General features: G+C 73.0%; 20 protein-coding genes. 17 read left to right on the forward strand and 3 right to left on the reverse strand.

Features of this window, described 5'->3' with window-relative positions; translation table 11 throughout:
- Positions 1 to 10 precede the first annotated feature (10 nt).
- The gene (locus QC283_RS16775; protein ID WP_279562328.1) at positions 11 to 916 is read left to right on the forward strand and encodes an alpha/beta hydrolase; all 906 of its coding nucleotides are present in this window, start codon (positions 11 to 13) and stop codon (positions 914 to 916) included.
- Positions 917 to 1,210: 294 nt separating this feature from the next.
- Complete coding sequence (locus QC283_RS16780; RefSeq protein ID WP_383529688.1) at positions 1,211 to 2,104, forward strand: IclR family transcriptional regulator; 894 nt, start codon at positions 1,211 to 1,213, stop codon at positions 2,102 to 2,104.
- Between the two features lie 35 nt (positions 2,105 to 2,139).
- Here the strand turns inward: QC283_RS16780 and QC283_RS16785 are convergent, their stop codons facing one another.
- Positions 2,140 to 2,712, reverse strand: a complete 573-nt coding sequence (locus QC283_RS16785; RefSeq protein ID WP_279562329.1) for a flavin reductase family protein — start codon at positions 2,710 to 2,712, stop codon at positions 2,140 to 2,142.
- 316 nt (positions 2,713 to 3,028) lie between these two features.
- Here QC283_RS16785 and QC283_RS16790 point away from each other — a divergent pair, with 316 nt between their 5' ends.
- The 8 genes from QC283_RS16790 (at position 3,029) to QC283_RS16825 (ending at position 12,384) form a co-directional block, all read left to right on the forward strand.
- The gene (locus tag QC283_RS16790; RefSeq protein WP_279562330.1) at positions 3,029 to 3,898 is read left to right on the forward strand and encodes an alpha/beta fold hydrolase; all 870 of its coding nucleotides are present in this window, start codon (positions 3,029 to 3,031) and stop codon (positions 3,896 to 3,898) included.
- Positions 3,895 to 5,616: an FAD-binding protein gene (locus tag QC283_RS16795; protein WP_279562331.1), complete on the forward strand. Its 1,722-nt coding sequence runs from the start codon at positions 3,895 to 3,897 to the stop codon at positions 5,614 to 5,616. The genes QC283_RS16790 and QC283_RS16795 overlap by 4 nt, the downstream gene beginning before the upstream one ends.
- Positions 5,613 to 6,674 carry a ferredoxin--NADP reductase gene (locus QC283_RS16800; RefSeq protein WP_279562332.1) on the forward strand — a complete coding sequence of 354 codons (1,062 nt, stop codon included), beginning with the start codon at positions 5,613 to 5,615 and terminating at the stop codon, positions 6,672 to 6,674. Before QC283_RS16795 ends, QC283_RS16800 begins: the two co-directional genes overlap by 4 nt.
- Before the next feature lie 32 nt (positions 6,675 to 6,706).
- A complete protein-coding gene (locus tag QC283_RS16805) occupies positions 6,707 to 7,630 on the forward strand; it encodes an acetaldehyde dehydrogenase (acetylating) (protein WP_279562333.1) in 924 nt (307 codons plus the stop codon).
- 28 nt (positions 7,631 to 7,658) lie between these two features.
- Positions 7,659 to 8,711 (forward strand): 4-hydroxy-2-oxovalerate aldolase, encoded by a 1,053-nt coding sequence (gene dmpG, locus QC283_RS16810; protein ID WP_279562334.1) that lies wholly within the window; start codon positions 7,659 to 7,661, stop codon positions 8,709 to 8,711.
- Positions 8,712 to 8,718: 7 nt separating this feature from the next.
- Positions 8,719 to 9,903 (forward strand): acyl-CoA dehydrogenase family protein, encoded by a 1,185-nt coding sequence (locus tag QC283_RS16815; protein WP_279562335.1) that lies wholly within the window; start codon positions 8,719 to 8,721, stop codon positions 9,901 to 9,903.
- Positions 9,904 to 9,976: 73 nt separating this feature from the next.
- On the forward strand, positions 9,977 to 10,909 hold the full coding sequence (locus tag QC283_RS16820) for a VOC family protein (RefSeq protein WP_279562336.1): 933 nt from the start codon (positions 9,977 to 9,979) through the stop codon (positions 10,907 to 10,909).
- Positions 10,906 to 12,384, forward strand: coding sequence for an FAD-dependent oxidoreductase (locus QC283_RS16825; RefSeq protein WP_279562337.1), 1,479 nt, complete (start codon positions 10,906 to 10,908; stop codon positions 12,382 to 12,384). The genes QC283_RS16820 and QC283_RS16825 overlap by 4 nt, the downstream gene beginning before the upstream one ends.
- Before the next feature lie 128 nt (positions 12,385 to 12,512).
- Here QC283_RS16825 and QC283_RS16830 read toward each other — a convergent pair whose 3' ends face one another.
- Together QC283_RS16830 and QC283_RS16835 are read right to left on the reverse strand one after the other, a co-directional pair.
- The gene (locus QC283_RS16830; protein ID WP_279562338.1) at positions 12,513 to 12,818 is read right to left on the reverse strand and encodes a ferredoxin; all 306 of its coding nucleotides are present in this window, start codon (positions 12,816 to 12,818) and stop codon (positions 12,513 to 12,515) included.
- Positions 12,818 to 13,978, reverse strand: a complete 1,161-nt coding sequence (locus tag QC283_RS16835; protein WP_279562339.1) for a Rieske 2Fe-2S domain-containing protein — start codon at positions 13,976 to 13,978, stop codon at positions 12,818 to 12,820. The genes QC283_RS16830 and QC283_RS16835 overlap by 1 nt, the downstream gene beginning before the upstream one ends.
- A gap of 216 nt (positions 13,979 to 14,194) precedes the next feature.
- Between QC283_RS16835 and QC283_RS16840 the strand changes: the two genes are divergently transcribed.
- From QC283_RS16840 to QC283_RS16870, 7 genes are all read left to right on the forward strand, one after another.
- Positions 14,195 to 14,941, forward strand: a complete 747-nt coding sequence (locus QC283_RS16840; protein ID WP_279562340.1) for an SDR family NAD(P)-dependent oxidoreductase — start codon at positions 14,195 to 14,197, stop codon at positions 14,939 to 14,941.
- Between the two features lie 189 nt (positions 14,942 to 15,130).
- Positions 15,131 to 16,291, forward strand: a complete 1,161-nt coding sequence (locus QC283_RS16845; RefSeq protein ID WP_279562341.1) for a steroid 3-ketoacyl-CoA thiolase — start codon at positions 15,131 to 15,133, stop codon at positions 16,289 to 16,291.
- A 9-nt stretch (positions 16,292 to 16,300) separates the two neighbouring features.
- Entirely contained in the window at positions 16,301 to 18,496 is a 2,196-nt protein-coding gene (locus QC283_RS16850) for an acyl-CoA dehydrogenase (protein ID WP_279562342.1), read from the forward strand.
- A 2-nt stretch (positions 18,497 to 18,498) separates the two neighbouring features.
- A complete protein-coding gene (locus QC283_RS16855) occupies positions 18,499 to 19,392 on the forward strand; it encodes a MaoC/PaaZ C-terminal domain-containing protein (RefSeq protein ID WP_279562343.1) in 894 nt (297 codons plus the stop codon).
- Positions 19,389 to 20,072 carry a PaaI family thioesterase gene (locus QC283_RS16860; protein ID WP_279562344.1) on the forward strand — a complete coding sequence of 228 codons (684 nt, stop codon included), beginning with the start codon at positions 19,389 to 19,391 and terminating at the stop codon, positions 20,070 to 20,072. The genes QC283_RS16855 and QC283_RS16860 overlap by 4 nt, the downstream gene beginning before the upstream one ends.
- 17 nt (positions 20,073 to 20,089) lie before the next feature.
- Entirely contained in the window at positions 20,090 to 20,860 is a 771-nt protein-coding gene (locus QC283_RS16865) for an SDR family NAD(P)-dependent oxidoreductase (RefSeq protein ID WP_279562345.1), read from the forward strand.
- Positions 20,861 to 21,076: 216 nt separating this feature from the next.
- Positions 21,077 to 22,738 carry an AMP-binding protein gene (locus QC283_RS16870; RefSeq protein ID WP_279562346.1) on the forward strand — a complete coding sequence of 554 codons (1,662 nt, stop codon included), beginning with the start codon at positions 21,077 to 21,079 and terminating at the stop codon, positions 22,736 to 22,738.
- The last annotated feature ends 20 nt before the right edge of the window (positions 22,739 to 22,758 follow it).

Below are 22,758 nucleotides of genomic sequence, written 5' to 3' on the forward strand. Positions count from 1 at the left end.
GGTCCCCGCCGTGACCTTCCCCTTCCGTCTGCTGGCCCCGCCGGACCCGGCCACGCTGCCCCTGCCGTACCCGGCCCGCCCGGCCGACGGCGTGCGGCTCCTGCGCGGCGCTGTCTACGCCATTCCCGACGGCAGCCGCCCCCTCACCGCCGATGTGTGGCTGCCCGAGGACGCCGCGGGACCCCTGCCTGTCGTCGTGTTCGTCCATGGTGGGGCCTGGCGCGCCGGTCTGCGCGACGACCTCGGACCCCGTTTCCGCTCCTGGCGGCCGGGCCCCTTCGCCCGCCTCGCCCGGGCCGGATTCGCCGTCGTCTGCCCCGACTACCGCCTCAGCGGCGAAGCCGCCCACCCCGCTCAGCGCGACGACCTGGCCGCCGTACTGGCCTGGCTCCGCGCCCGCGGTGACGAGCTCGGCGTGGACGCCGGCCGTACCGTGCTGTGGGGCGAGTCCGCCGGTGGACACCTCGCCGCCCTGACGGCTCTCACCCAGCCCGCCACCACCATCTCCGGCTGCGTCACCTGGTACGCCCCCACCGACCTGCCCGCACTCGCCGAGGACCGCCCCGAGGGCACGTACGACGCCCGCGACCCACGCTCCTTCGAGGCCCTGCTGCTCGGCGGGGCGCCGGCGGACCGGCCCGAGGCGGCCCGTGACGCCAGCCCGGTCGCCCACGTCGGACCCGAGGCCCCGCCCTTCCTCATCCTGCACGGCACCGACGACGCGCTGATCCCGGTCCGGCAGTCCGTCCGGCTCGCGGAGGCCCTGCGTGATGCCGGCAGCCCCGTGGACCTGCGTCTGCTCACCGGCGGCGGCCATCTCTGGGTGGGACTGTCCGACGAGGACGTGGAGGACTGCCACGTCCGCACGGCCGACTTCGCCCGCCGCTGCACGAGTGGCGCCACCGGGCGGGCGTAGAGCGGGCCGAAGCGGCAGCGGCGAAGGGGTGTCGAGAACCTCGCCCTCGACCGGGTCACCGGGCATCGCCGTCTCGTCCCGTTCGACGGCACCCGTGGCGGTGTCCACGGTGCCGGCGTATCCGGCCCGCGCCCGCTCTTCTCCCGCTCCCGCCGTCGCGACGGGGTGGGCCCGGGCCGGGCGGCCGGGCGGTCCCGCTTCGAAAGAGCCGGTGCGCATCTCTTCTCTAGCCTGCGGAGCGCTGTTACATTCCGGAAAACAAGAATTCATTTCAGTCTGTGACTGGAGGCTCCCATGACGGTTGTCGATGGCCTTCCCACCGCGCACGCGCCGGCCCGTCGAGAGTTGCCGCCATCGATGGTCGAGCGGGTGACGCTCATCATGGATCTGTTCGAGGGCCGCACGGCCCGGCTGTCCCTCGAGGAAGTGGCCCGGTGCACTCGGCTGCCCAGGTCGACGGCACACCGGATACTGGATCAGCTGGTGCGGCTGCGCTGGCTCGAACACACCGGCATGGGTTACGGGCTCGGGCGCCGCGCTCTCGGGTTCGGCGGAGGCGACGGGGCGCACAGCAGGATCCGCGAGGTCGCCGCCGCCCGGCTGCACCAACTCCAGATCCGGACCGGACTCGTCGTTCACCTGGCCGTCCTGGACGGGGCGGAGGTCTACTACCTCGACAAGGTCGGAGGCCGCTTCGCCGCGACCGTCCCGTCGCGCGTCGGAGGCCGGGCACCGGCGCACTCGACGGCGCTCGGCAAGGCCATGCTGGCCTGGCTCGAACCGGAGGACGTCGAGGCCAGGGCGGGCGAGTCCATCGGCCGCCTGACCCAGCACACGATCTGCGACCTCGGCACGCTGCACCAGGAGCTCAACCGCATCAGGCGCCGGCACGGCCTCGCCTTCGAGCGCGGCGAGTGTTTCCCCGACATCGCGTGCGCGGCCTCGGCGGTCCGGGGCCCCGACGGGCCGGTCGCCGCGATCTCCCTGGTGGGGGACGCCTGGTCCCCGCTGGAGAAGGCGGCCCCGCTGGTGGTGGACGCGGCACGGCAGGTTTCCCAGGAGCTGTTTCCCCGTCGGGAGATGCCGGTCAGGGCGGAGCGCCGCGCCGTGGCCGTGCCGGAGGAGACGTGGTCCCCCCAGGCCATGGACCGACTGCTCGCCACGGGGCAGTACGGCGACTGGCAGTAGCGAGGCTGGTCCCGGCGGACGCCGGGAGGGTCCGGTCATCCCCAGTGGTCGCCCCACCCCCACACGTCGGGAGCCGCGACCGCGGGCGCCGGGCTGTCGACGCCGAAGCCGCCGCGGAAGAAGAGCATCGGCTCCCGGTCGGCGACGGTCTCCAGGGCGAGGACCCGGCCGACCACCACGTCGTGGTCGCCCGCGCCGTGCACGTCGTACACGTCGGCGTGCACCCGGGTCAGGACGCCCGGCAGCGACGGAGTCCCCCACCGGGACAGCTCCCAGTGCAGACCCTCGTACTTGCGGCCCCTGCTGGATCCGAACCGGCCGCACAGGTCCGTCTGTTCGGCGGCCAGGATGTTCACGGTGAACCGCCCCGACTCCCTGATGCCCGGCCACGCGCGTCCCCGGTGATCGGCGCAGAACAGGACCAGGGCCGGTTCCAGGGAGACGGACGCGAACGACTGGCAGGCGAAACCGACCGGAGCACCGCCTGGGCCGATCCCCGTCACCACGGTCACGCCGGACGCGAACGTCCCCATGACGCTGCGCATCCGCAGGGGCGTCGGCTCGGTCTCCTCTGCTGCCTCGGGCGGGGACAGGGACTCTGCGGTCATCGGATTCACCTCGAGGGGGACGGTGCGGTGATGTGCCCGGGAGCGGGCAGGGGGCCGAAGCTAGGACACCGGCCGGCCGCACCGGGTGCCCGTTCCCGATGAGTGGAACCGCCCGCGGGCTCGGTCCCGCGGACCGTGCCGGCACCCCCGTCTCCGTACGCGTCCCGCTGACCGAGACGCCCACCGCGTGGCCCCGCACGCCGTGACTACCGTCCAGGAACCGATCACACGGCACCCGTGGCCGCCCGCAGCCGGCGGCCACCCGAAGCCGCCGGTCACCAGGACCACCGACCACCGAGGTCAACCGAGGGCAGGGATGATGACGGAGCTGAGCCACGACTCCACACTGCGCGAACTCGCGACCGACCAGGGCGTCTTGCGCTATCACGAGGCCGGCGACGGCCCGCCCCTGCTGCTGTTGCACGGCTCGGGGCCCGGGGTCACCGGCTGGCGCAACTACCGCGACAACCTGGCCACGTTCGCCGAGCACTTCCGCTGTCTCGTACTGGAGTTCCCCGGGTTCGGGGTCAGTGATCCCGTCGAGGGTCATCCCATGGCGACCGCGGCCTCGTCCGTGACCCGGTTCCTGGACGGGCTCGGCCTCCAGCAGGTCGACGTCATCGGCAACTCGATGGGCGGCATCGTCGGCACCCGGTTCGCGCTCGACCACCCGGACCGGGTGCGCCGCCTGGTGACGATCGGCGGCATCGGCCGGAACCTGTTCAGCCCCGGGCCCGGCGAAGGCATCAACCTGCTCACCGAGTTCACCGACGCACCCTCCCGCGAGGGCCTGGTGCGCTGGCTCGACTCCATGGTGTACGACCGGTCGCTGGTGACCGACGAGCTCATCGAGGAGCGGTGGGCGCAGGCCACCGACCCGGAGACACTCGCCGGCGCCCGACTGATGTACGGCAGCGAGGCATTCGCGGCCCGGGCCGCCGCCGCGGCCGCGTCCGAGGAGGCGCCGTACTGGGCGATGCTGCACCGGCTGCGGGCGAAGACCCTGCTCACCTGGGGCCGCGACGACCGGGTCAGCCCGGTCGACATGGCGATCCTGCCGATGCGCACCATCCCGGACGCGGAGCTGCACGTCTTCCCGGACTGCGGGCACTGGGTGATGATCGAGCAGAAGGCCGCCTGGGAGAGCGCGGTCCTCGCCTTCCTCACCCGCAAGGACGCGGCATGAGCGCCGGCGCCCGGCAGGGCGGGAACGGGCAGAGGGACGGGTCGGCCTGGGACGAGGAGTTCGACTTCGTCGTGGTCGGCAGCGGCGGTGGCGGCATGGCCGCCGCACTGACCGCGGCCGACTGCGGCCTGTCCGCCGTCGTGGTCGAGAAGGGCGCGATGTACGGCGGCACGACCGGCATCTCCGGCGGCGGCATCTGGATCCCCAACAACCCCACCCTGCGCGCCAGGGGCCACGACGACAGCCGCGACTCCGTCCGCCGCTACCTCGACCGGCTCACCGGGGGCCAGGTGCCGGACGCACGGCTCGACGCGTACGTCGACCAGGGGCCGGCCGCCATGGAACTGCTCGGACGGAGCCGCTGGATGCGCTTCTTCTGGGTCAAGGGATACGCCGACTACCACCCCGAGTACGAGGGTGGACGCCCGCTCGGCCGGTCCGTCGAGGCGCTGCCCTTCGACACCCGCAAGCTCGGCACGGACGAGAAGCACCAGCGGCCCAACAGCCTCAAAGGCCCCCTCGGCCTGTGGATCACCGCCAAGGACTACCGGGACCTCGCCATGGTCAAGCGGACCTGGCGCGGACGCTGGGCCTCGGTCGTCGCCGCCTGGCGGGTCTCGTCCAACGTGGTCCGCCGCCGCCACATGGCCACCGGCGGCCGGGCTCTGGTGGCCCGCATGCGCATGGCGCTGAAGGACGCGGGCGTACCGGTGTGGCTGCGCAGCCCGATGACCGAACTCGTCGTCGACGACGGCGGAAGGGTCACCGGTGTCGTCGTCACCCGCGACGGCCGCACCGTACGCGTCGGCGCCCGGCACGGCGTGCTCCTCGCCACCGGCGGCTTCGACCACAACAAGGAGATGCGCGAGAAGTACCTGCCCGAGGGCGGCCGGGACAACCACAGCGCCGGCGCGGTCGAGAACACCGGCGACGGCATCACGGCCGGGCAGGCGCTCGGCGCCGCCCTCGACTTCATGGACGACGCCTGGTGGATGCCGTCCGTGCACCACCCGTCCGGGGCGACGATCCCCCTGGTCTCCGAGCGGTGCATCCCGCCGTCGGTGATCGTCTCCGGGGACGGCAGGCGCTTCACCAACGAGTCGTCGCCGTACGTCAACTTCGTCCACGACCAGCTCGCCGGCGGACACGTCCCCGCCTGGTTCGTGATGGACGCCAAGGCCCGCGCCCGCTACCCCTTCGCCCAGGTCCTGCCCGGTCTGCCGTTCCCCAAGGCGTTCTACGACAACGGCACCGTGCACCGGGCGGACAGCGTCGAGGAACTCGCGGGCAGGATCGGCGTTCCGCGCGACGCGCTGGCCGACACCGTGGCCCGCTTCAACGGCTTCGCCAGGGCCGGCAAGGACACCGACTTCGGCCGCGGCGACAGCGCCTACGACCGCTACTACGGCGACCCCACCCTGAAGAACCCCAACCTCGACGAGATCGACAAGGCCCCCTACTACGCCGTCCGCATCGAGGTCGGCGACCTCGGCACCAAGGGCGGCCTCGTCTGCGACGAGCACAGCCGCGTCCTGCGCGAGGACGGCTCGGCCATCGGCGGGCTGTACGCCACGGGCAACACCTCGGCGTCCGTGATGGCCAACGAGTACGCGGGGCCCGGCGCGACGATCGGCCCGTCCATCGTGTTCGGCTACATCGCCGCCCGGCACGCGGCCGCCGCCCGTACCGAGTCCGTCGCCGCCGGGGACGCGCCATGAGCCCCGGGCCGCTGACCGTACGTGTCGTCAAGGTGATCCGGGAGACGGACGACGCGCACTCGCTGGTCCTGGAGCCCGCCGAGGAGGACCGGGAGCGGTTCACCTACCGGCCGGGCCAGTTCCTCACCGTCAAGGTGCCCTCCGAGCGTCCCGGCGGGGCCGCCCGCTGCTACTCGCTGTGCAGCTCCCCGGTGCGCGACGAACTGCTGAAGGTCACCGTCAAGCGCACCGCCGGTGGCTACGCCTCCCACTGGATCTGCGACCACGTCACCGAGGGCGACACCCTCCAGGTGCTGCGTCCCGCGGGCACCTTCACCCCCGACTCGCTCGACGGCGACTTCCTGCTGTTCGCCGCCGGCAGCGGCATCACCCCGGTGATGTCGATCCTGACCTCCGCCCTGCACGCCGGAAGCGGCACGGTCACCCTCGTCTACGCCAACCGCGACGAGCGGTCCGTGATCTTCCGTGACGAAGTGGCCGCGCTGACGCGGGAGTACGGCGACCGGCTGACCGTGCTGCACTGGCTGGAGTCCGTCCAGGGCCGGCCCACGGCATCCGGTCTGCGCGCCCTCGCCGGGCCGTACGCCGCTCGCCCCGCCTTCGTCTGCGGGCCCGGCCCCTTCATGGACCTCGTCACGGGCGCCCTCGGCGACCTGGGCGTGCCCCCGCACCGCGTCACGGTCGAGCGGTTCACCTCGCTGACCGGCGACCCGTTCGCGCCACCGGAGAGCAGGCCCGAGAGCGGGCCCGAGAGCGGATCCGGGCCGGACACCGCCGGTCCCGTCAGCACGGCCGAGGTGGAATTGGACGGCGTCCGCCGCACCGTCGACTGGCCGCGGAGCAAGCCCCTCCTCGACGTGCTCCTGGAAGCCGGGCTCGACGCGCCCTACTCCTGCCGGGAGGGCGCCTGCAGCGCCTGCGCCTGTGTCCTCGTGGAGGGCGAGGTGGTCATGGCACGCAACGAGGTCCTCGACGCCCAGGACCTCGCCGACGGACTCGTCCTCGCCTGCCAGGCGCGCCCGGTCAGCGACCGGCTGAAGGTCACCTACGACGGCTGACCGCCCTGTCTCCCCGCCCTTACTCGATTCGGATGAGGTTCGAAACAGTGACCAAGGCGACCGCCGCGATCGTCGGCTCCGGCAACATCGGCACCGACCTGATGTACAAACTCCTGCGCTCCGAGGCCATCGAGCCGCGCTGGATGATCGGCATCGACGTGCAGAGCCCCGGCCTCAAGCGCGCCGCCGACCAGGGCCTGCACGCCGGCGCCGACGGCGTGGACGCCCTGCTGGCCGGCGCCGAGCGGCCGGACCTGGTCTTCGAGGCCACCTCCGCCTACGTGCACAAGGCCAACGCGCCCAAGTACGCGGAACTCGGCATCCAGGCCATCGACCTGACCCCGGCCGCCATCGGCCCCGCCGTCGTGCCCGCCGTCAACCTCGGCGACCACCTCGACGCGCCGAACGTCTCCCTCATCACCTGCGGCGGACAGGCCACCATCCCGATCGTGCACGCCGTCTCCCGGGTCACCGACGTCTCCTACGCGGAGATCGTCGCCAGCGTCGCCTCGCCGTCCGCCGGACCCGGCACCCGCGCCAACATCGACGAGTTCACCCTCACCACCGGCCGGGGCATCGAGACCATCGGCGGCGCCGCCAGGGGCAAGGCCATCATCATCCTCAACCCGGCCGAGCCGCCGATGCTCATGCAGGACACCGTCTTCTGCGCGATCCCCGCCGACGCCGACCGAGCCGCCGTCACCGCGTCGATCCACGAGACGGTCGCCAAGGTCGCCTCGTACGTGCCCGGCTACCGGCTGCGCACCGAGCCGCAGTTCGACGAACCGACCGCGGTCAGCGGCGGACTCGCGCGCGTGGCGGTGTTCGTCGAGGTGGAGGGCGCGGGCGACTTCCTGCCGCCGTACTCCGGGAACCTCGACATCATGACCGCCGCCGCCACCAAGGTCGGCGAGGGCTTCGCCCAGCGGATCACCGCCCGCCGCGCCGGCGCCTGAGACCCGCTCACCGAGGAGTACACGAGCCATGCCCTACAGCACAGATCTGGACATCCGCGTCACCGACTCGTCCCTCAGGGACGGATCGCACGCCAAGCAGCACCAGTTCACCGTCGACCACGTCACCTCGATCGTGGCCGCCCTCGACGACGCGGGCGTGCCGGTCATCGAGGTCACGCACGGGGACGGCCTCGGCGGGTCCTCCTTCAACTACGGCTTCAGCCACACCCCCGAGCAGGAACTCATCAAGGCCGCCGTGAAGACCGCCCGGCGGGCGAGGATCGCCTTCCTGATGCTGCCCGGCCTCGGCCTCCAGGACGACATCCGCGAGGCCGCCGACAACGGCGCCTCCATCTGCCGTATCGCCACCCACTGCACCGAGGCCGACATCGCCGTCCAGCACTTCGGACTCGCCCGCGACCTGGGCCTGGAGACCGTCGGGTTCCTGATGATGTCGCACAGCAGCCCGCCCGGGGAACTGGCCCGGCAGGCCCGGATCATGGCCGACGCCGGCTGCCAGTGCGTGTACGTCGTCGACTCCGCCGGCGCCCTCGTCATGGAGGAGACCAGCGACCGCGTCGCCGCCCTGGTCGCCGAACTCGGTGACGACGCCCAGGTCGGCTTCCACGGCCACGAGAACCTGGGCCTCGGCGTCGCCAACTCGGTCCTCGCCGTGCGTGCCGGCGCCACCCAGATCGACGGATCGACCCGCCGGTTCGGCGCGGGCGCGGGCAACACCCCCGTCGAGGGGTTCGCCGCGGTCGCCGAACGCCTGGGCATCCGTACCGGCATCGACGTACTGAAGATCATCGACGCGGCGGAGGACGTGGTGCGGCCCGTCATGGACGGCGAGTGCCTGCTCGACCGCATGTCGCTGACCATGGGCTACGCCGGTGTCTACTCCAGTTTCCTGAAGCACGCCGCCCGTCAGGCCGACAAGTACCGGGTGTCCGGCGCCGAGATCCTGCTGGAGGCGGGCCGCCGAAGGCTCGTCGGCGGCCAGGAGGACCAGCTCATCGAGATCGCGGTCGCCCTGGCGGCCAAGGGCCACACCACCGCACAGACCACTCCGGGGAAGTGAGAGAGCCATGTCCAATCCCGTACTCGAGGCAGTCGAGGCGCGCGCCGACGAGATCAGCGCGCTCGGCCCCGCCAGCGAAGCGCTCGGCAGGCTCGACGACCAGGCCGTCAAGATCATGCGGGACGTCGGCGCGATCCGCATGCTCCAGCCGAAGACCTACGGCGGTCTCGAACTGCATCCGCGCGAGTTCGCCGAGACCGTGATGCGGATCGCCGCCTGCGACGGCGCCACCGGCTGGGTCGCGGGCGTCGTCGGCGTCCACCCGTGGGAGATGGCGATGGCCGACCCCCGGGTCCAGGAGGAGGTCTGGGGCGAGGACCCCGACACCTGGATCGCCTCGCCGTACGCGCCGATGGGCCTGCTGCGGCCCGTCGACGGCGGCTACCTCTTCAACGGCCGCTGGCAGTTCTCCTCCGGCACCGACCACTGCGAGTGGATCTTCCTCGGCGGCTTCCTCACCGACCCCGACGGCACCCGGCTGAGCCCTCCCCAGTCGGTGCACGTCATCCTGCCGCGCGCCGACTACACGATCGTCGAGGACTCCTGGGACGTCGTCGGGCTGCGCGGCACCGGCAGCAAGGACGTCATCGTCGAGGACGCCTTCGTGCCCGCCCACCGGGTCATCGAGTACGCGAAGGTCGTGGACGGCTCCCTGGCCGCCGAGTCCGGGCTGGCCAACCCCGCCTACCGGCTGCCGTTCTCCGCCGCCTTCCCGCTCGGCATCACCTCCGCCGTGATCGGCATGTGCGAGGGCGCCCTCGCACACCACCTCGCCTACCAGCGCGACCGCGTCCAGATCACCGGCCAGGCCGTGCGGGACGACCCGTACGTCCTCTACGCCGTCGGTGACGCGGCGGCCGAGATCGCGGCCTCCCGCTCCGCGCTGCTGGACAACGTCTGCCAGATGTACGACATGGTCGCCGCCGGACAGGAGATCACCTTCGAGCGGCGGGCGGTCGGCCGGCGCACCCAGGCCGCCGCCGCCTGGCGGGCGGTCCGCGCGGTCGACGAGATCGTCGCCCGCTCCGGCGGCAACGCGATGCGCCTGGACAACCCGATCCAGCGCTTCTGGCGCGACGTGCACACGGGCCTCGCACACGCCATCCACGTACCGGGCTCCGTCTTCCACGCCTCGGCCCTGACGGAGATCGGCGTCGAGCCGCCCCAGGGACCGATGCGTTCGATGATCTGAGGCCCGCTCCGAGGAAGTCCCGACGACGAAGCCCCGACGACGACGAAGCCCCGAGGACGAGGAAGTGGAACACATGACGCAGATCCGAGGGCTCGGATATCTCCGGGTCCAGACCCGTGACATCGACCGCTGGCGCGAACTCACCGTGGACGCCCTCGGGTTCGCCGAAGGCACGGGACCCGAGCCCGACGGCCTGTACCTGCGGATGGACGAGCGCCGCGCCCGGCTCGTCGTCCTGCCCGGGGACGGCGACCGGGTGCTGTCGGTCGGCTGGGAGGTACGGGACCAGTTCGCGCTGGCCGCGGTCGGCCGCGCCGTCGAGGCGTCCGGTACGGCCGTGAAGCTGCTCAGCCAGGAGGAGGCCGACGACCGCGGCGTGGAGCAGGCCATCGCCTTCGAGGACCCGGCCGGCGTGCCCGTCGAGGTGTTCTTCGCCCCGATCCTCGACCACAGCCCCGTACTGACCGGCCTCGGGCAGCGGTTCGTCACCGGCGGTCAGGGCATGGGACACGTCGTGCTGCCCACCACCGCCATGGACGACACGGTCGCCTTCTACACCGAGGTGCTCGGCTTCCTGCCGCGCGGCGGCATCCGGCTCAGCGGCCAGGCCCCCGACGCCCCGCCCCGCCGGGTGCGCTTCATGGGAGTCAACGAACGCCACCACAGCCTCGCCGTCTGCCCCGCCCCGCACAGCGGGGAACCCGGCCTCGTCCACCTGATGGTCGAGGTGGACACCCTGGACGCGGTCGGCCGCGCCCTCGACAACGTGGGCAGGCAGGGCTTCTCGCTCTCCTCCACGCTGGGCCGGCACACCAACGACAAGATGGTGTCCTTCTACGTGCGCGCCCCCGGCGGCTGGGACATCGAGTACGGCTGCGAGGGGATGCGCGTCGACGAGCGGCACTACACCGCCGAGGAGATCACCGCCGACAGCTACTGGGGCCACGACTGGTCCGGTTCCGAGCCGCTGGCCGCCTTCGCCCCGCGGCCCGGGTCCGACACGTGAGCGGATCCCGCCCGGTGACACCCGTCCGCGCCCGGGACGTCACCCACTACGCCGCCGAGACCGACGTGCTGGTCGTCGGCTTCGGCTGCGCGGGCGCCGCCGCCGCGTTCGAGGCCGCGTCGGCCGGCGCCGACGTCCTGGTCCTGGAACGGGCGGGCGGCCCCGGCGGGTCGTCGGCGCTCTCCGGCGGCGAGCTGTACCTGGGCGGCGGGACCGAGGTGCAGAAGGCCTGCGGTTTCGAGGACGGCCCGGACGACATGTTCGGCTACCTCAAGGCGGCCCTCGGCCCGCACGCCGACGAGGACAAGCTGCGCCTGTACTGCGACGGGAGCGCGGCCCACTTCCAGTGGTTCGTGGACCGCGGCCTCACCTTCGAGCCCACCCTGTGGGACGCTCCCACCTGGATGCCGACCACCCGGGACGGCCTGATGTGGCTGGGCGAGAACGCCTGGCCGTACAACGAGATCGCCCGGCCCGCACCGCGCGGCCACCGCTGCGCCACCGAGGCCTACGGCGGCTGGCTGGTGATGGAGAAGCTGGTCGCCGCCGCCGAGGGCGCGGGCGCCGTGGCGCACGCCGACACCCTGGCCACGGCGCTGATCGTGGACGACGCGGGCCGGGTCGTCGGCGTCACCGCCCGCCGGCACGGCGAGGACCTGGCGTACCGGGCGCGCGGGGGAGTGGTGCTGACCACCGGAGGCTTCGCGGACAACGAGGAGATGCTCGCCGACCACGCCCCGCACCTGATCGCCCACGGCAGGGTCAGCGACGGACTCGACGACGGCAGCGGCATCCGGATGGCCGCCGCGCTCGGCGCCGCCACCCGCCGCATGGGCACGGTCGAGCTGGCCCTGACCGCGCTGCCCGCCCTCGCCGTCCGGGGCATGCTGGTCAACGGGCACGGGCAGCGCTTCGTCAACGAGGACGTGTACCCGGGCCTGTTCAGCGTCGCCGCCGTGCTGACCCAGCCCGCCCCCTACTGGGTGATCGTCGACGAGGAGGGCTACGAGTCGGTCCCCGAGCGCGAACGCTGGGGCGTCGTCCCCCGGTTCGTCTCTCAGACCCTGGGCGAGCTGGAGACCGAACTCGGCATGCCGCCGGGCGCCCTGGAGTCGGCCGTCGCCACCTACAACACGTACGCGGCGCGCGGGCAGGACCCGTACTTCCACAAGGACCCGCGCTGGCTCCGCCCGCTGAAGGGGCCGTTCGCGGCCGTCGACCCGAGGGCCGGCTTCCACCAGGGCGGGCGCCCCGGCGCCGGCGCCGGGACGGGCGTCGCCGGCTTCACCCTGGGCGGGCTGCGCACCACCGTGGACGGTGCCGTGCTCGACGTGTCCGGCGCCGTCCTGCCCGGCCTGTTCGCCGCGGGCCGGGCGGCCTCCGGCATCCACGGCGAGGGATACGTCAGCGGTACGTCGCTCGGCGACGGCACGTTCTTCGGCCGCCGGGCGGGAGTGGCGGCGGCGCGCGGCTAGGGCGCGGGGGAGTGGCACACGGAAAGGAGGCCGGGTACGCGAGGGGCGCGTACCCGGCCTCCTTCCCGTCACGTCCGCCGGGCCCGGGGGACGTGACCCGGCGGACAGCGGTGGGGCCGGACCCGGTGCTACGGGATCCGGTCGGCGACAGCGGTGGGCTGCTCGCCGCCGTCCACGACCTCGATCGTGCCGCGCAGCGCGGCCTCGCGGATCGTGTCCCGCAGGGACCGGCAGCCCTCGAAGGCGCCGCCGGCCGGGTCGCGTTCCGCGCAGGCCGCCGTGGCCCGCGCGTTCCACTGCACGCTCGTCTGCTGCCAGCTGCTCTTGCGCACCAGGACCTCGGCGGCACACCGGTCGCAGGCCAGCGGACGCATCGGCGCCCCGTCGGTGAGCCGGTGGTCGGGCCGGTGGGCGAGCCGGCTGCCGGGCCGCATCAGACCGGCCGGCTCTCGACGGCGGCGGCCCTGCGGGCGAGGTTCGCCTCGACCTCCTTCTGCCACGCCTCGACGGGCCGCGTGGTGTCCAGCTCGAACTCGAAGCGGTCGGTCATCTCCGGCGTCACGTCGGCGGCGTCGACGTAGAACTGCTCGTACCAGCGGCGGAGCTGGTAGACCGGGCCGTCCTCCTCGCACAGCAGCGGGTTGTCGATCCGCGTCTTGTTCTTCCAGATCTCGATGTCCTGCTCGAAGCCGAGCTTGATGAACTGCGCCATTCCCGCCGCGAGTTCGTCGGCGGCCTCGGCCGACAGCGACTCCGAGCGCCGGACGACGATGCCGTACTGCAGCACGAAGCGGTTCGCGTCCACCGGGTAGTGGCAGTTGATCAGGACCGACTGCACGTCACCGGTGTCGTAGTGGTAGGTGAGGTCGTCGATCATGAAGGACGGGCCGTGGTACGAGGCCACCGAGTCGCTGCCGGACGTCTTCGGCTTGCCGTCCTGCTCCTGGGGGCGGGCGTCGGGCCGGCCGGTGCCGCGCATGTACTGGGTGGCGGTGTGCCCTTCGAAGACGTTCTTGAAGTACGTCGGGAAGGAGTAGTGGACGTAGAAGAAGTGGGCCATGTCCACGACGTTGTCGACGACCTCGCGGCAGTTGGCGTCCACCACGGTCTCGTACCAGAGCCAGTCGGTCCACTCGTCGCTGGTGGCGCCCTCGATGCGGGGGACGGTCACGTCCGGGGGCGGGGGCTTGCCCTCCGGGTCGTTCCACACGAAGAGCATGCCGTCCTGGTCCAGGGTCGGCCAGGCCGCCGTACGGGCGCGCAGCGGGACCCGCTTGGAGTACGGGATCTGCTTGCAGCGGCCGTCGCCGCCCCAGCGCCAGTCGTGAAAGGGACAGGCGACCTGGTCGCCCTTGACCGTGCCCTGGGAGAGGTCGCCGCCCATGTGCCGGCAGTACGCGTCCAGGACGTTGAGGGTGCCGTCGCCCGCCTGGAACACCACGAGCTTCTGGCCGAAGGCCCGCACCGAGTGCGGCTTGCCGTCCTTGTACTTCTCCGCGAGGCCCAGGCAGTGCCAGCCGCGTGCGAAGCGGGTGGGTGCCGCGGCCGCCTCGATGGCCCTGACGTCGTCGTGTGCTGACTCGACTGCGCTCACGTTGCTCTCATCCCCTCAGGACGCGTGGTCTCCACGGTCCGGACGGTAGGCGCGGACACCGCCGGCCACCCGGGGGTGTCCCACTGACCGGAACCGGGTGGTCGCGGGCGTACGAGGGGCCCGTCCCGGTCGGTGGGACCGGGCCTGCGGCGTCCGTCCCGGCGGCGTACAGTCCGCCGCCCTGTCCGTCGGCATGCGCACCAGCGAGGAGTCGTCTTGAACCGTTTCGAGGGCGCGAACGTCCTGCTCACCGGGGCGGGGTCCGGCATCGGGCGGGCCACCGCCCTGCGGCTGGTCTTTGAGGGCGCGGCCGTGTTCGCCGTCGACCTGTCCGGCGAGGGCCTGGCCGAGACCGTCGCCGCCGCCTCCGGTCCCGGGCGGATCACGGCCCACGTCGCCGACGTCGCCGACGAGGGAGCGGTGGTGGCCGCCGTGCGGGCGGCCGCCGGTGAACTCGGCGGCATCGACGTACTGGTGAACGTGGCCGGTATCCACCGCACGACGCCCATCGACCGGCTGACCGTCGCCGACCTGCAACGGCTCTTCACGGTCAACGCCGTCGGTACCGCCCTGTTCTGCCGGGAGGCGCTGCCCCTCCTGCCGGACCGCACCGGCGTCATCGTCAACGTCGCCTCGTCGGCCGCGTCGCACGGCAATCCGTACATGACCGCCTACGCCGCCTCCAAGGGCGCCGTCCTCGGCTTCTCGCTCTCCCTGGCCGCCGAGGTCGCGCACCGCGGGATCCGCGTCGTGCCCGTCTCGCCCGGCTCGGTCGCCACACCGCTGGCGGGGCCGCACGTGCTGCCGCCGGAGCTGGACACCTCGTACTACGAGCGGATCCGTTCCCCCTTCGGCGCCGCCGAGCCGGAGCAGATCGCGGGGGTGATCGCCTTCGCGGCGTCGCGGGACGCGGGGTACCTCACGGGGGCCGAGCTGCGGGTGGACGGCGGGTCGCACATCTGAGGGCGCGCAAGGGAAGCCGTGCGTCTCCGGGTGGCCGCGGGGGCGGTCGCGGGCGGCGAAGGTCGACCACGGTCGACCACGGGTGGCCACTGAGCGGGACTGGGCCTTGTCTGTTTCCAGAACGAATTCTAGTTTTTCGAGCGTCAGTCAGTCCCGGGCCCCACGGCCCCTCACCCCCTACGGAGAGCCATGACCGAGGCCGTCATCGTCGAAGCCGCACGGACACCGGTCGGCCGGCGCCGCGGTGTCCTGTCCGGACTCCACCCGGCGGAACTCCTCGGGCTCGCCCAGAAGGGCCTCGTGGAGCGCGCCGGCATCGCCCCCGACACCGTGGAACAGGTCATCGGGGGCTGTGTCACCCAGGCCGGTGAGCAGTCCAACAACGTCACCCGCACCGCCTGGCTGCACACCGGGCTCCCGCACACCACCGCCTGCACCACCATCGACTGCGCCTGCGGATCGTCCCAGCAGGCCGTGCACCTGGTAGCCGGCCTGATCGCCGCCGGTGCGATCGAGACCGGCATCGGCTGCGGCGTCGAGTCGATGAGCCGCGTCTTCCTCGGCAAGGCGCTCACCCCCGACACCGGCGTCCCCGTGCCGGAGAGCTGGTCCCTGGACATGCCCGACCAGTTCACCGCGGCCGAGCGCATCGCACGGCACCGGGGCATCACCCGCGCCGACGCCGACGCTCTCGGCCTCGCCTCGCAGCAGAAGGCCGCCCGGGCCTGGGCGGAAGGCCGCTTCGACCAGCAGATCATCGACGTCGAGGCCCCCGTCGTCGGCTCCGAGGGGCCTATCGGCGAGACCGCCCCCGTCACCCGCGACCAGGGGCTGCGCGAGACCACCCCTCAGGCCCTCGCCGCCCTCGCGCCGGTCCTCCCCGACGGCATCCACACCGCCGGCAACTCCTCCCAGATCAGCGACGGCGCCGCCGCCGTCCTGCTGATGAGCCGGGAGCGCGCCGCCCGTGAGGGGCTGCGCCCGCGCGCCCGGATCGTGGCCTCCGCCATGGTCGGCTCCGACCCCTACTACCACCTCGACGGGCCCGTGGCCGCGACCGAACGGGTGCTGCGCACGGCGGGCATGACCCTCGACGACATCGACCTCGTCGAGATCAACGAGGCCTTCGCCTCCGTAGTCCTGTCCTGGGCACAGGTCCACAAGGCCGACCTGGACAAGGTCAACGTCAACGGCGGCGCCATCGCCCTAGGCCACGCCGTCGGCTCCACCGGGGCCCGGCTCATCACCCAGGCCCTGCACGAACTGGAGCGCACCGGCAAGTCCACCGCGCTGATCACCATGTGCGCCGGCGGAGCGCACTCGACCGCCACCGTCATCGAACGCGTCTGAGGAGCCGTCATGACCATCGGGCTCACCCAGGAGCACCGCGACCTGCGCGACGCCGTACGCGCCTTCGCCACCCGGCACATCACCGAGACCACCCTCCGCGCGGCGGCCGACGCCGACAAGGAGACCCTCCCCGACCACTGGAGCGGCCTCGCCGAGCAGGGGCTGCTCGGACCGCACCTGCCCGAGGAGGCGGGCGGCGCCGGGTACGGCCTCGTCGAACTCGCCGTCGTCACCGAGGAGCTGGGGCGCGCCATGGCCCCCGGTCCCTTCCTGCCCACGACGCTCGCCTCCGCCGTCCTGCACACCGCCGGACACCGCACCTACCTCGCCGCGCTCGCCGCCGGCACCACCGTCGGCGCGGTCGGACTCGCCGCCGGCACCCTCACGCTGACCCGCGCCGCCGACGGCACGGTCACCGTGACCGGCACGTCCGAACTCGTCGTCGGCGGTCACCTCGCCGACGTGTTCGTGCTCCCGGCCGCCGACGGGGGCCGTGTCAGCTGGCTCGTGCTGCCCCGCGCCGCCGTGGACACCACCGACGTCCGCAGCCACGACCTCACCCGCCGCTCCTCCCGCGTGACCGCACGCTCGGTGCCCGTCCCGGCCGCCGACCTCCTCGACCTCGACCCGCAGCGCCCCCGGGACCTCGCCGCGACCCTGTTCGCCGCCGAGGCCTCCGGCATCGCCGACCGCTGCGTGACCACCGCCGCCGGCTACGCCCGGGTACGCGAACAGTTCGGGCGGCCGATCGGCCAGTTCCAGGGCGTCAAACACCTCTGCGCCCGTATGCTCGCGCACGCCGAACAGGCCCGTGCCTGTGCCTGGGACGCCGCCCGCGCGGGTGATCCGGACGGTGCCGCGGACTCCGGTGAGGTGTCACTGGCCGCCGCCCTCGCCGGAGCGGTCGCCGTCGAGGCCGCGTTCGTCACCGCGAAGGACTGCGTACAGGTCCTCGGCGGCATCGGCTTCACCTGGGAGCACGACGCGCACCTCGCGCTGCGCCGCGCCCAGAGCCTGCGCATCACCCTCGGTCCCGCCGCCGACTGGCGCCGCCGCGTCGCCCGCCTCGCCCTGGACGGCACCCGCCGCAAGCTGGGCGTCGAACTGCCGCCGGAGGCCGAGGCCGTACGCGAGGACATCCGCACCGAGCTGCGGGCAGCCGCCGCCCTGGACGGCACGGAGCGCCTCACCCACCTCGCCGACCACGGATACACCGCGCCGCACCTGCCCGCCCCCTGGGGCAAGGGCGCCGACCCCGTCACCCAACTCGTCATCGCGGAGGAACTCCAGGCCGCCGGCCTCACCCCCGTCGACATGATCATCGGCGGCTGGGTGGTGCCCACCCTCATCGCGCACGGCGACCCCGCCCAGCAGGAGCGGTTCCTCGCACCGAGTCTGCGCGGCGACATCGTCTGGTGCCAGCTGTTCAGCGAGCCGGGCGCGGGCTCGGACCTCGCCGGTCTCGGCACCCGCGCCCAGAAGGTGGAGGGCGGCTGGCGGATCACCGGGCAGAAGGTGTGGACGTCCATGGCCCGCGACGCCCACTGGGGTGTCCTGCTCGCCCGCACCGACACCGCCGTGCCCAAGCACAAGGGCATCTCGTACTTCCTCCTCGACATGACCAGCCCGGGCCTCGACATCCGGCCGCTGCGTCAGATCACCGGCGAGTCCGAGTTCAACGAGGTGTTCCTGGACGACGTGTTCGTCCCCGACGACCTGCTCGTCGGCGCCCCCGGTGACGGCTGGAAGCTGGCCCGCACCACCCTCGCCAACGAGCGTGTCGCCCTCTCCCACGACTCGGTCGGCTCCGGCGCCGAGACCCTGCTGGAGATCGCCGCCGCTTGTGATGGCCTGGACGACGAACGCCTCACCACCCTCGGCGGCCACCTCTGCGACGCCCAGTCCGGCGCCCTCCTCGCCCTGCGCACCACCCTGCGCACCGTCTCCGGACAGCAGCCCGGCGCGGAGGCGTCCATCGCCAAACTGCTCGGCGTCGAACACCAGCAGCGGGTCTGGGAGACCTGCGTGGACTGGCAGGGCACCGCGGCGCTGACCGGAGAGGGCGAGCGCCACGACGCCATGTGGATGTTCCTCAACTCCCGCTGCCTGTCCATCGCCGGCGGCACGACGGAGGTCCAGCTGAACATCATCGGCGAGCGCCTCCTCGGCCTGCCCCGCGACCCCGAGCCCACCCGGAAAGGCTGACCATGCCCATCGACCGCGACAAGGCGCTGCGCGCGGACCCGTCCGTCCGTGAGATCCGCTGGACCACGCGCGACGTCCTCCTGTACCACCTGAGCCTGGGCGCCGGTGCCGCCGCGGCCACCGACCCCGAGCCGCACCTGACCTACGAGAAGGGCCTCACCGTACTGCCCACCTTCGCCCTGGTGGCCGGCACCGGGATCTCCGCGGGCGAGGCACCGGCACCGGGCGCTCGGATGCCCGGCATCGACGTCGACCTGCGTGCCGTACTCCACGCGGGCCAGGGACTTCAGGTGCACCGGCCCCTGCCGGCGTCCGGCACCGCGACGCTCCGCTCCCGTGTCGCCGAGGTGTGGGACAAGGGCAAGGCGGCGCTCGTCGTGCTGGAGTCCGCGGCCACGGGCCCCGACGGCGAACCCCTGTGGACCACGACCACCCGCGTCTGGGCACGCGGCGAGGGCGGCTTCAGCCAGGACCCCGGACCGGAGGAGCACTGGGCGGCACCACAACGCCCCGCCGACACCGTGCTCACCACCGCGACCGCACCCCAGCAGGCGCTGTGGTACCGGCTCAACGGCGACCTCAACCCCCTGCACGCCGACCCCGCGTTCGCCCGGACGGCCGGCTTCGAGCGGCCGATCCTGCACGGACTCGCCTCCTACGGGCTGGTCGCCAAGGCCCTGGTCGACGGGGTACTCGACGGCGACGTCACCCGCCTGACCGGCCTCGCCGTGCGCTTCGCGGGCCCGCTCGTCCCCGGCGAGTCGATCGCGACGTCCGTCTGGCGCGACGGACCACCGGCGGACGACGGCACCGAGCGGCTCCTGCTGCACGCCGCCTGCCCGGAACGCGACGGCGCGCCCGTGCTCACCCACGCGACGGCGACGGTGCGGTCATGAACGTCCCCGCCCACGAGGCCACCGAACGAACCCCCGGGAACGCTCCCGAAGCGTCCCCCGAACCGGCCACCGGCCCCCGTCTGGTCGCCGAGCCGCGCCGCGACGGTGTGGACGCCGCCGTCACCGCGGCCCGCCGCCTGGTCACCGCGCTGCTGCGCGCCGGCGACGGCAGCGGCGCCGACATGACCGCGATCGCCGCCCGCCTCGACGCCCTCACCGACCGACTCACCGAGAAGGCGCCCACCGTCGAGGAACGCCTCGCCGAGATGTGGCGCGGCGAGGGCGTCACCCGGCACGACCCCGTCACCGGCCCGGAGAACGCCCTCGCACCGCCGCTGTCCCTGCACGGCAAGGAGGACCGCTCCATCGAGGGCACCGTCACGCTCGACCTCCCCTACCAGGGACCGCCCGGACACGTCCACGGCGGCGTCTCCGCCCTGCTCCTCGACCACACCCTGGGCGTGGCCAACCACTGGGCCGGCCCCTCCGGGATGACCGCCGAACTGACCCTGCGCTACCTGCGGCCCACCCCGCTGTTCGAACCCCTCACCGTCACCGGACGGCAGGTCTCGGTGGACGGCTCACGGATCCGCACGGCCGGCGAGATATCGGCCGGTGGCCGGGTCTGCGTCACCGCGGAGGGACTGTTCATCAACAAGCAACTGCCCCGACCGAGCTGACGAAGGAGGCCGCCGCCATGGGACACCCGGTACGGAACCTCGACGGCAAGGTCGCGGTCATCAGCGGCGCCGGCCAGGGCGTGGGGCAGGGCATAGCCCTCGCCCTGGCCTCCGAGGGCGCCTCGGTCGCCGTCCTCGGGCGGACCGCGGCCACGCTGGAGACCACCTGTGAGATGCTGCGCGCCAGGGGAGCGAAGGCCGAGCCGTTCGTCCTCGACGTGCTCGACACGGACCGCGTACCCGGTGTCGTCGAGACCGTCGCCGAGCGCTTCGGCGGCATCGACATCCTGGTCAACAACGCCTACACCGGCTGCTACGGCCCGCTCCTGTCGCTGAGCGACGAGCAGTTCCGCAGGGGCTTCGAGAGCGGGCCGTTCGCGGCGTTCACCTTCATGAAGGCCGCACACCCGTACCTGAAGCGGAACGGCGGGGTCGTCATCAACCTCGTCACCTCGGCCATGGTCCGCTGGGACCTGAGCACCTACGGCGCCTACGCGGCGGCCAAGTCCGCGCTGCGCACCCTCACCCGGGCCGCCGCCAACGAGTGGGGCCGCGACGGAATCCGGGTCAACGCCATCGCCCCGCACGCCGTGTCGCCCGCCTACGCGAAGTGGCAGGACACCCACCCCGAGGAGGCCGCGGAGTTCTGCGCGTCCATCCCGCTGGGTTACGTCGGCGACTGCGAGCGGGACATCGGGCGCGCCGTGGCGATGCTGTGCGGACCGGACGCCCGCTACCTGACCGGTGCCACGGTGCCGCTCGACGGCGGCCAGGCCAACTTCGACTGACACCGCCGTCGACGGCGGCGCGTACCCGCGTCCCTCCCGGTCAGCGGGATCACCCAGGCCCGGGACAGCCCACCCGCGGCTAGCGTCGCCGACGGCAGGAGGGACCGGGCGCCGCCCGAAGGGCGCCTCACGACCACCACGGAACGCCGGGCGCACCAGCGCCCCGGCACCGTACCGACATCGGGAAACCCGTCCACCGGGTGAGAGGGACCGACGTTGCCACACCAGACGATTGCCGACCTGCTGCTCGCCCGCGCCGGGGACGACCACCCGGGCCTGCTGACCCGCGAACGGACCTGGACCTGGGACCAGGTGGTCACCGAGAGCGCCGCCCGCGCCGCCTGGGCCGGCGAACTGCGCACCGAGGGGCCGTTCCACATCGGCGTACTCCTGGACAACGTGCCCGAGTACGTCTTCTGGCTCGGCGCCGCCGCCCTCGCCGGCGCGGCCGTGGTCGGCATCAACCCGACCCGCCGAGGCGCCGAACTCGAACGGGAGGTGCGCCACACCGACTGCCAGTTGATCGTCACCGACCGGGCGGGACTCGACCTGCTGGACGGCCTGGACATCGGCGTGAAGCGGGACCGTTTCCTCGTCGTCGACGACCCCGACCACGCGAGCCGCCTCGCCGCCCACACCGGGAGGGCACCCGTGCGCGCCGCCCCGGACATCACCACCGCCACCCGGATGCTGCTCCTGCTGACCTCGGGCACCACCGGCACGTCGAAGGCGGCCATCTGCTCGCAGGGCAGGCTCGCCGCGCTCGGCGCCGCCAACAGCGCCAAGTACGACATCACCCGCGACGACACCTGCTACTGCCCGATGCCGCTGTTTCACGGCAACGCGCTGATGGCGCTGTGGGCGCCGGCCCTCGCCGCGGGCTCCACCGTCGCCCTCACCCGCAAGTTCTCCGCATCCGGGTTCCTCCCCGACGTCCGCCACTTCGGCGCCACCTACTTCACGTACGTCGGCAAGGCGATCGGCTACATCCTGGCCCGCCCCGAGACGCCGGACGACGCCGACAACCCGCTCACCCACGCCTTCGGGACCGAGGCCTCACCCGAGGACGCGGACCGCTTCCTCGGCCGGTTCGGCTGCCGTCTCGTCGAGGGGTACGGCTCCAGCGAGGGCGCCGGCATGCTCAGGCGCGTACCCGACGGGCCGGCCGGCGCGCTCGGCGTGCCCGCCCGGGCCGGCGTCCGCATCGTGCACCCCACGACCCGCCGGACCTGCCCGCCCGCCCTGCTCGACGCCTACGGCCGGGTGCGCAACCCGGAGGAGGCCATCGGCGAGATCGTCGACACGGAGGGCGCGGCCCGTTTCGAGGGCTACTACAACAACGAGGCAGCGAACGCCGAACGCGTGAGGCATGGCTGGTACTGGACCGGTGACCTCGGCTACGTGGACGAGGCCGGGTACTTCTACTTCGCGGGCCGCTCCGGCGACTGGATCCGCGTCGACGGCGAGAACATCTCCGCCCTGCTCACCGAGCGCGTCCTGCGCAGGCACCCGGGTGTCGTCGCCGCCGGTGTCTTCGGCGTACCCGACCCGCGCTCCGGCGACCAGGTCATGGCCGCCGTCGAGATCCCCGACGGCACCCTCTTCGAGGACCTCGACCTGCCCGGATTCCTCGCCCGCCAGGAGGACCTCGGCTCCAAGGGCGTCCCCCGCTTCGTCCGCGTCTCGCACGCGCTGCCCACCACCGGCTCCAACAAGCTGCGCAAGAAGGAGATGCAGCTCGACGGCTGGCGCACCGACGACCCGGTGCACCGCTGGGCAGGCCGGGGCGAGCCCGTGTACGTGCCGATGACCGACGACGACAAGGCCGCGCTGCGCGCCGAGTTCCTCGCCAACGGGCGCGGTCGCTTCCTGCCCTGAGGGCCCACGTCGCCCACGTC

Source organism: Streptomyces sp. DH41, assembly GCF_029813785.1.
In the GTDB taxonomy this organism is placed as follows: domain Bacteria; phylum Actinomycetota; class Actinomycetes; order Streptomycetales; family Streptomycetaceae; genus Streptomyces.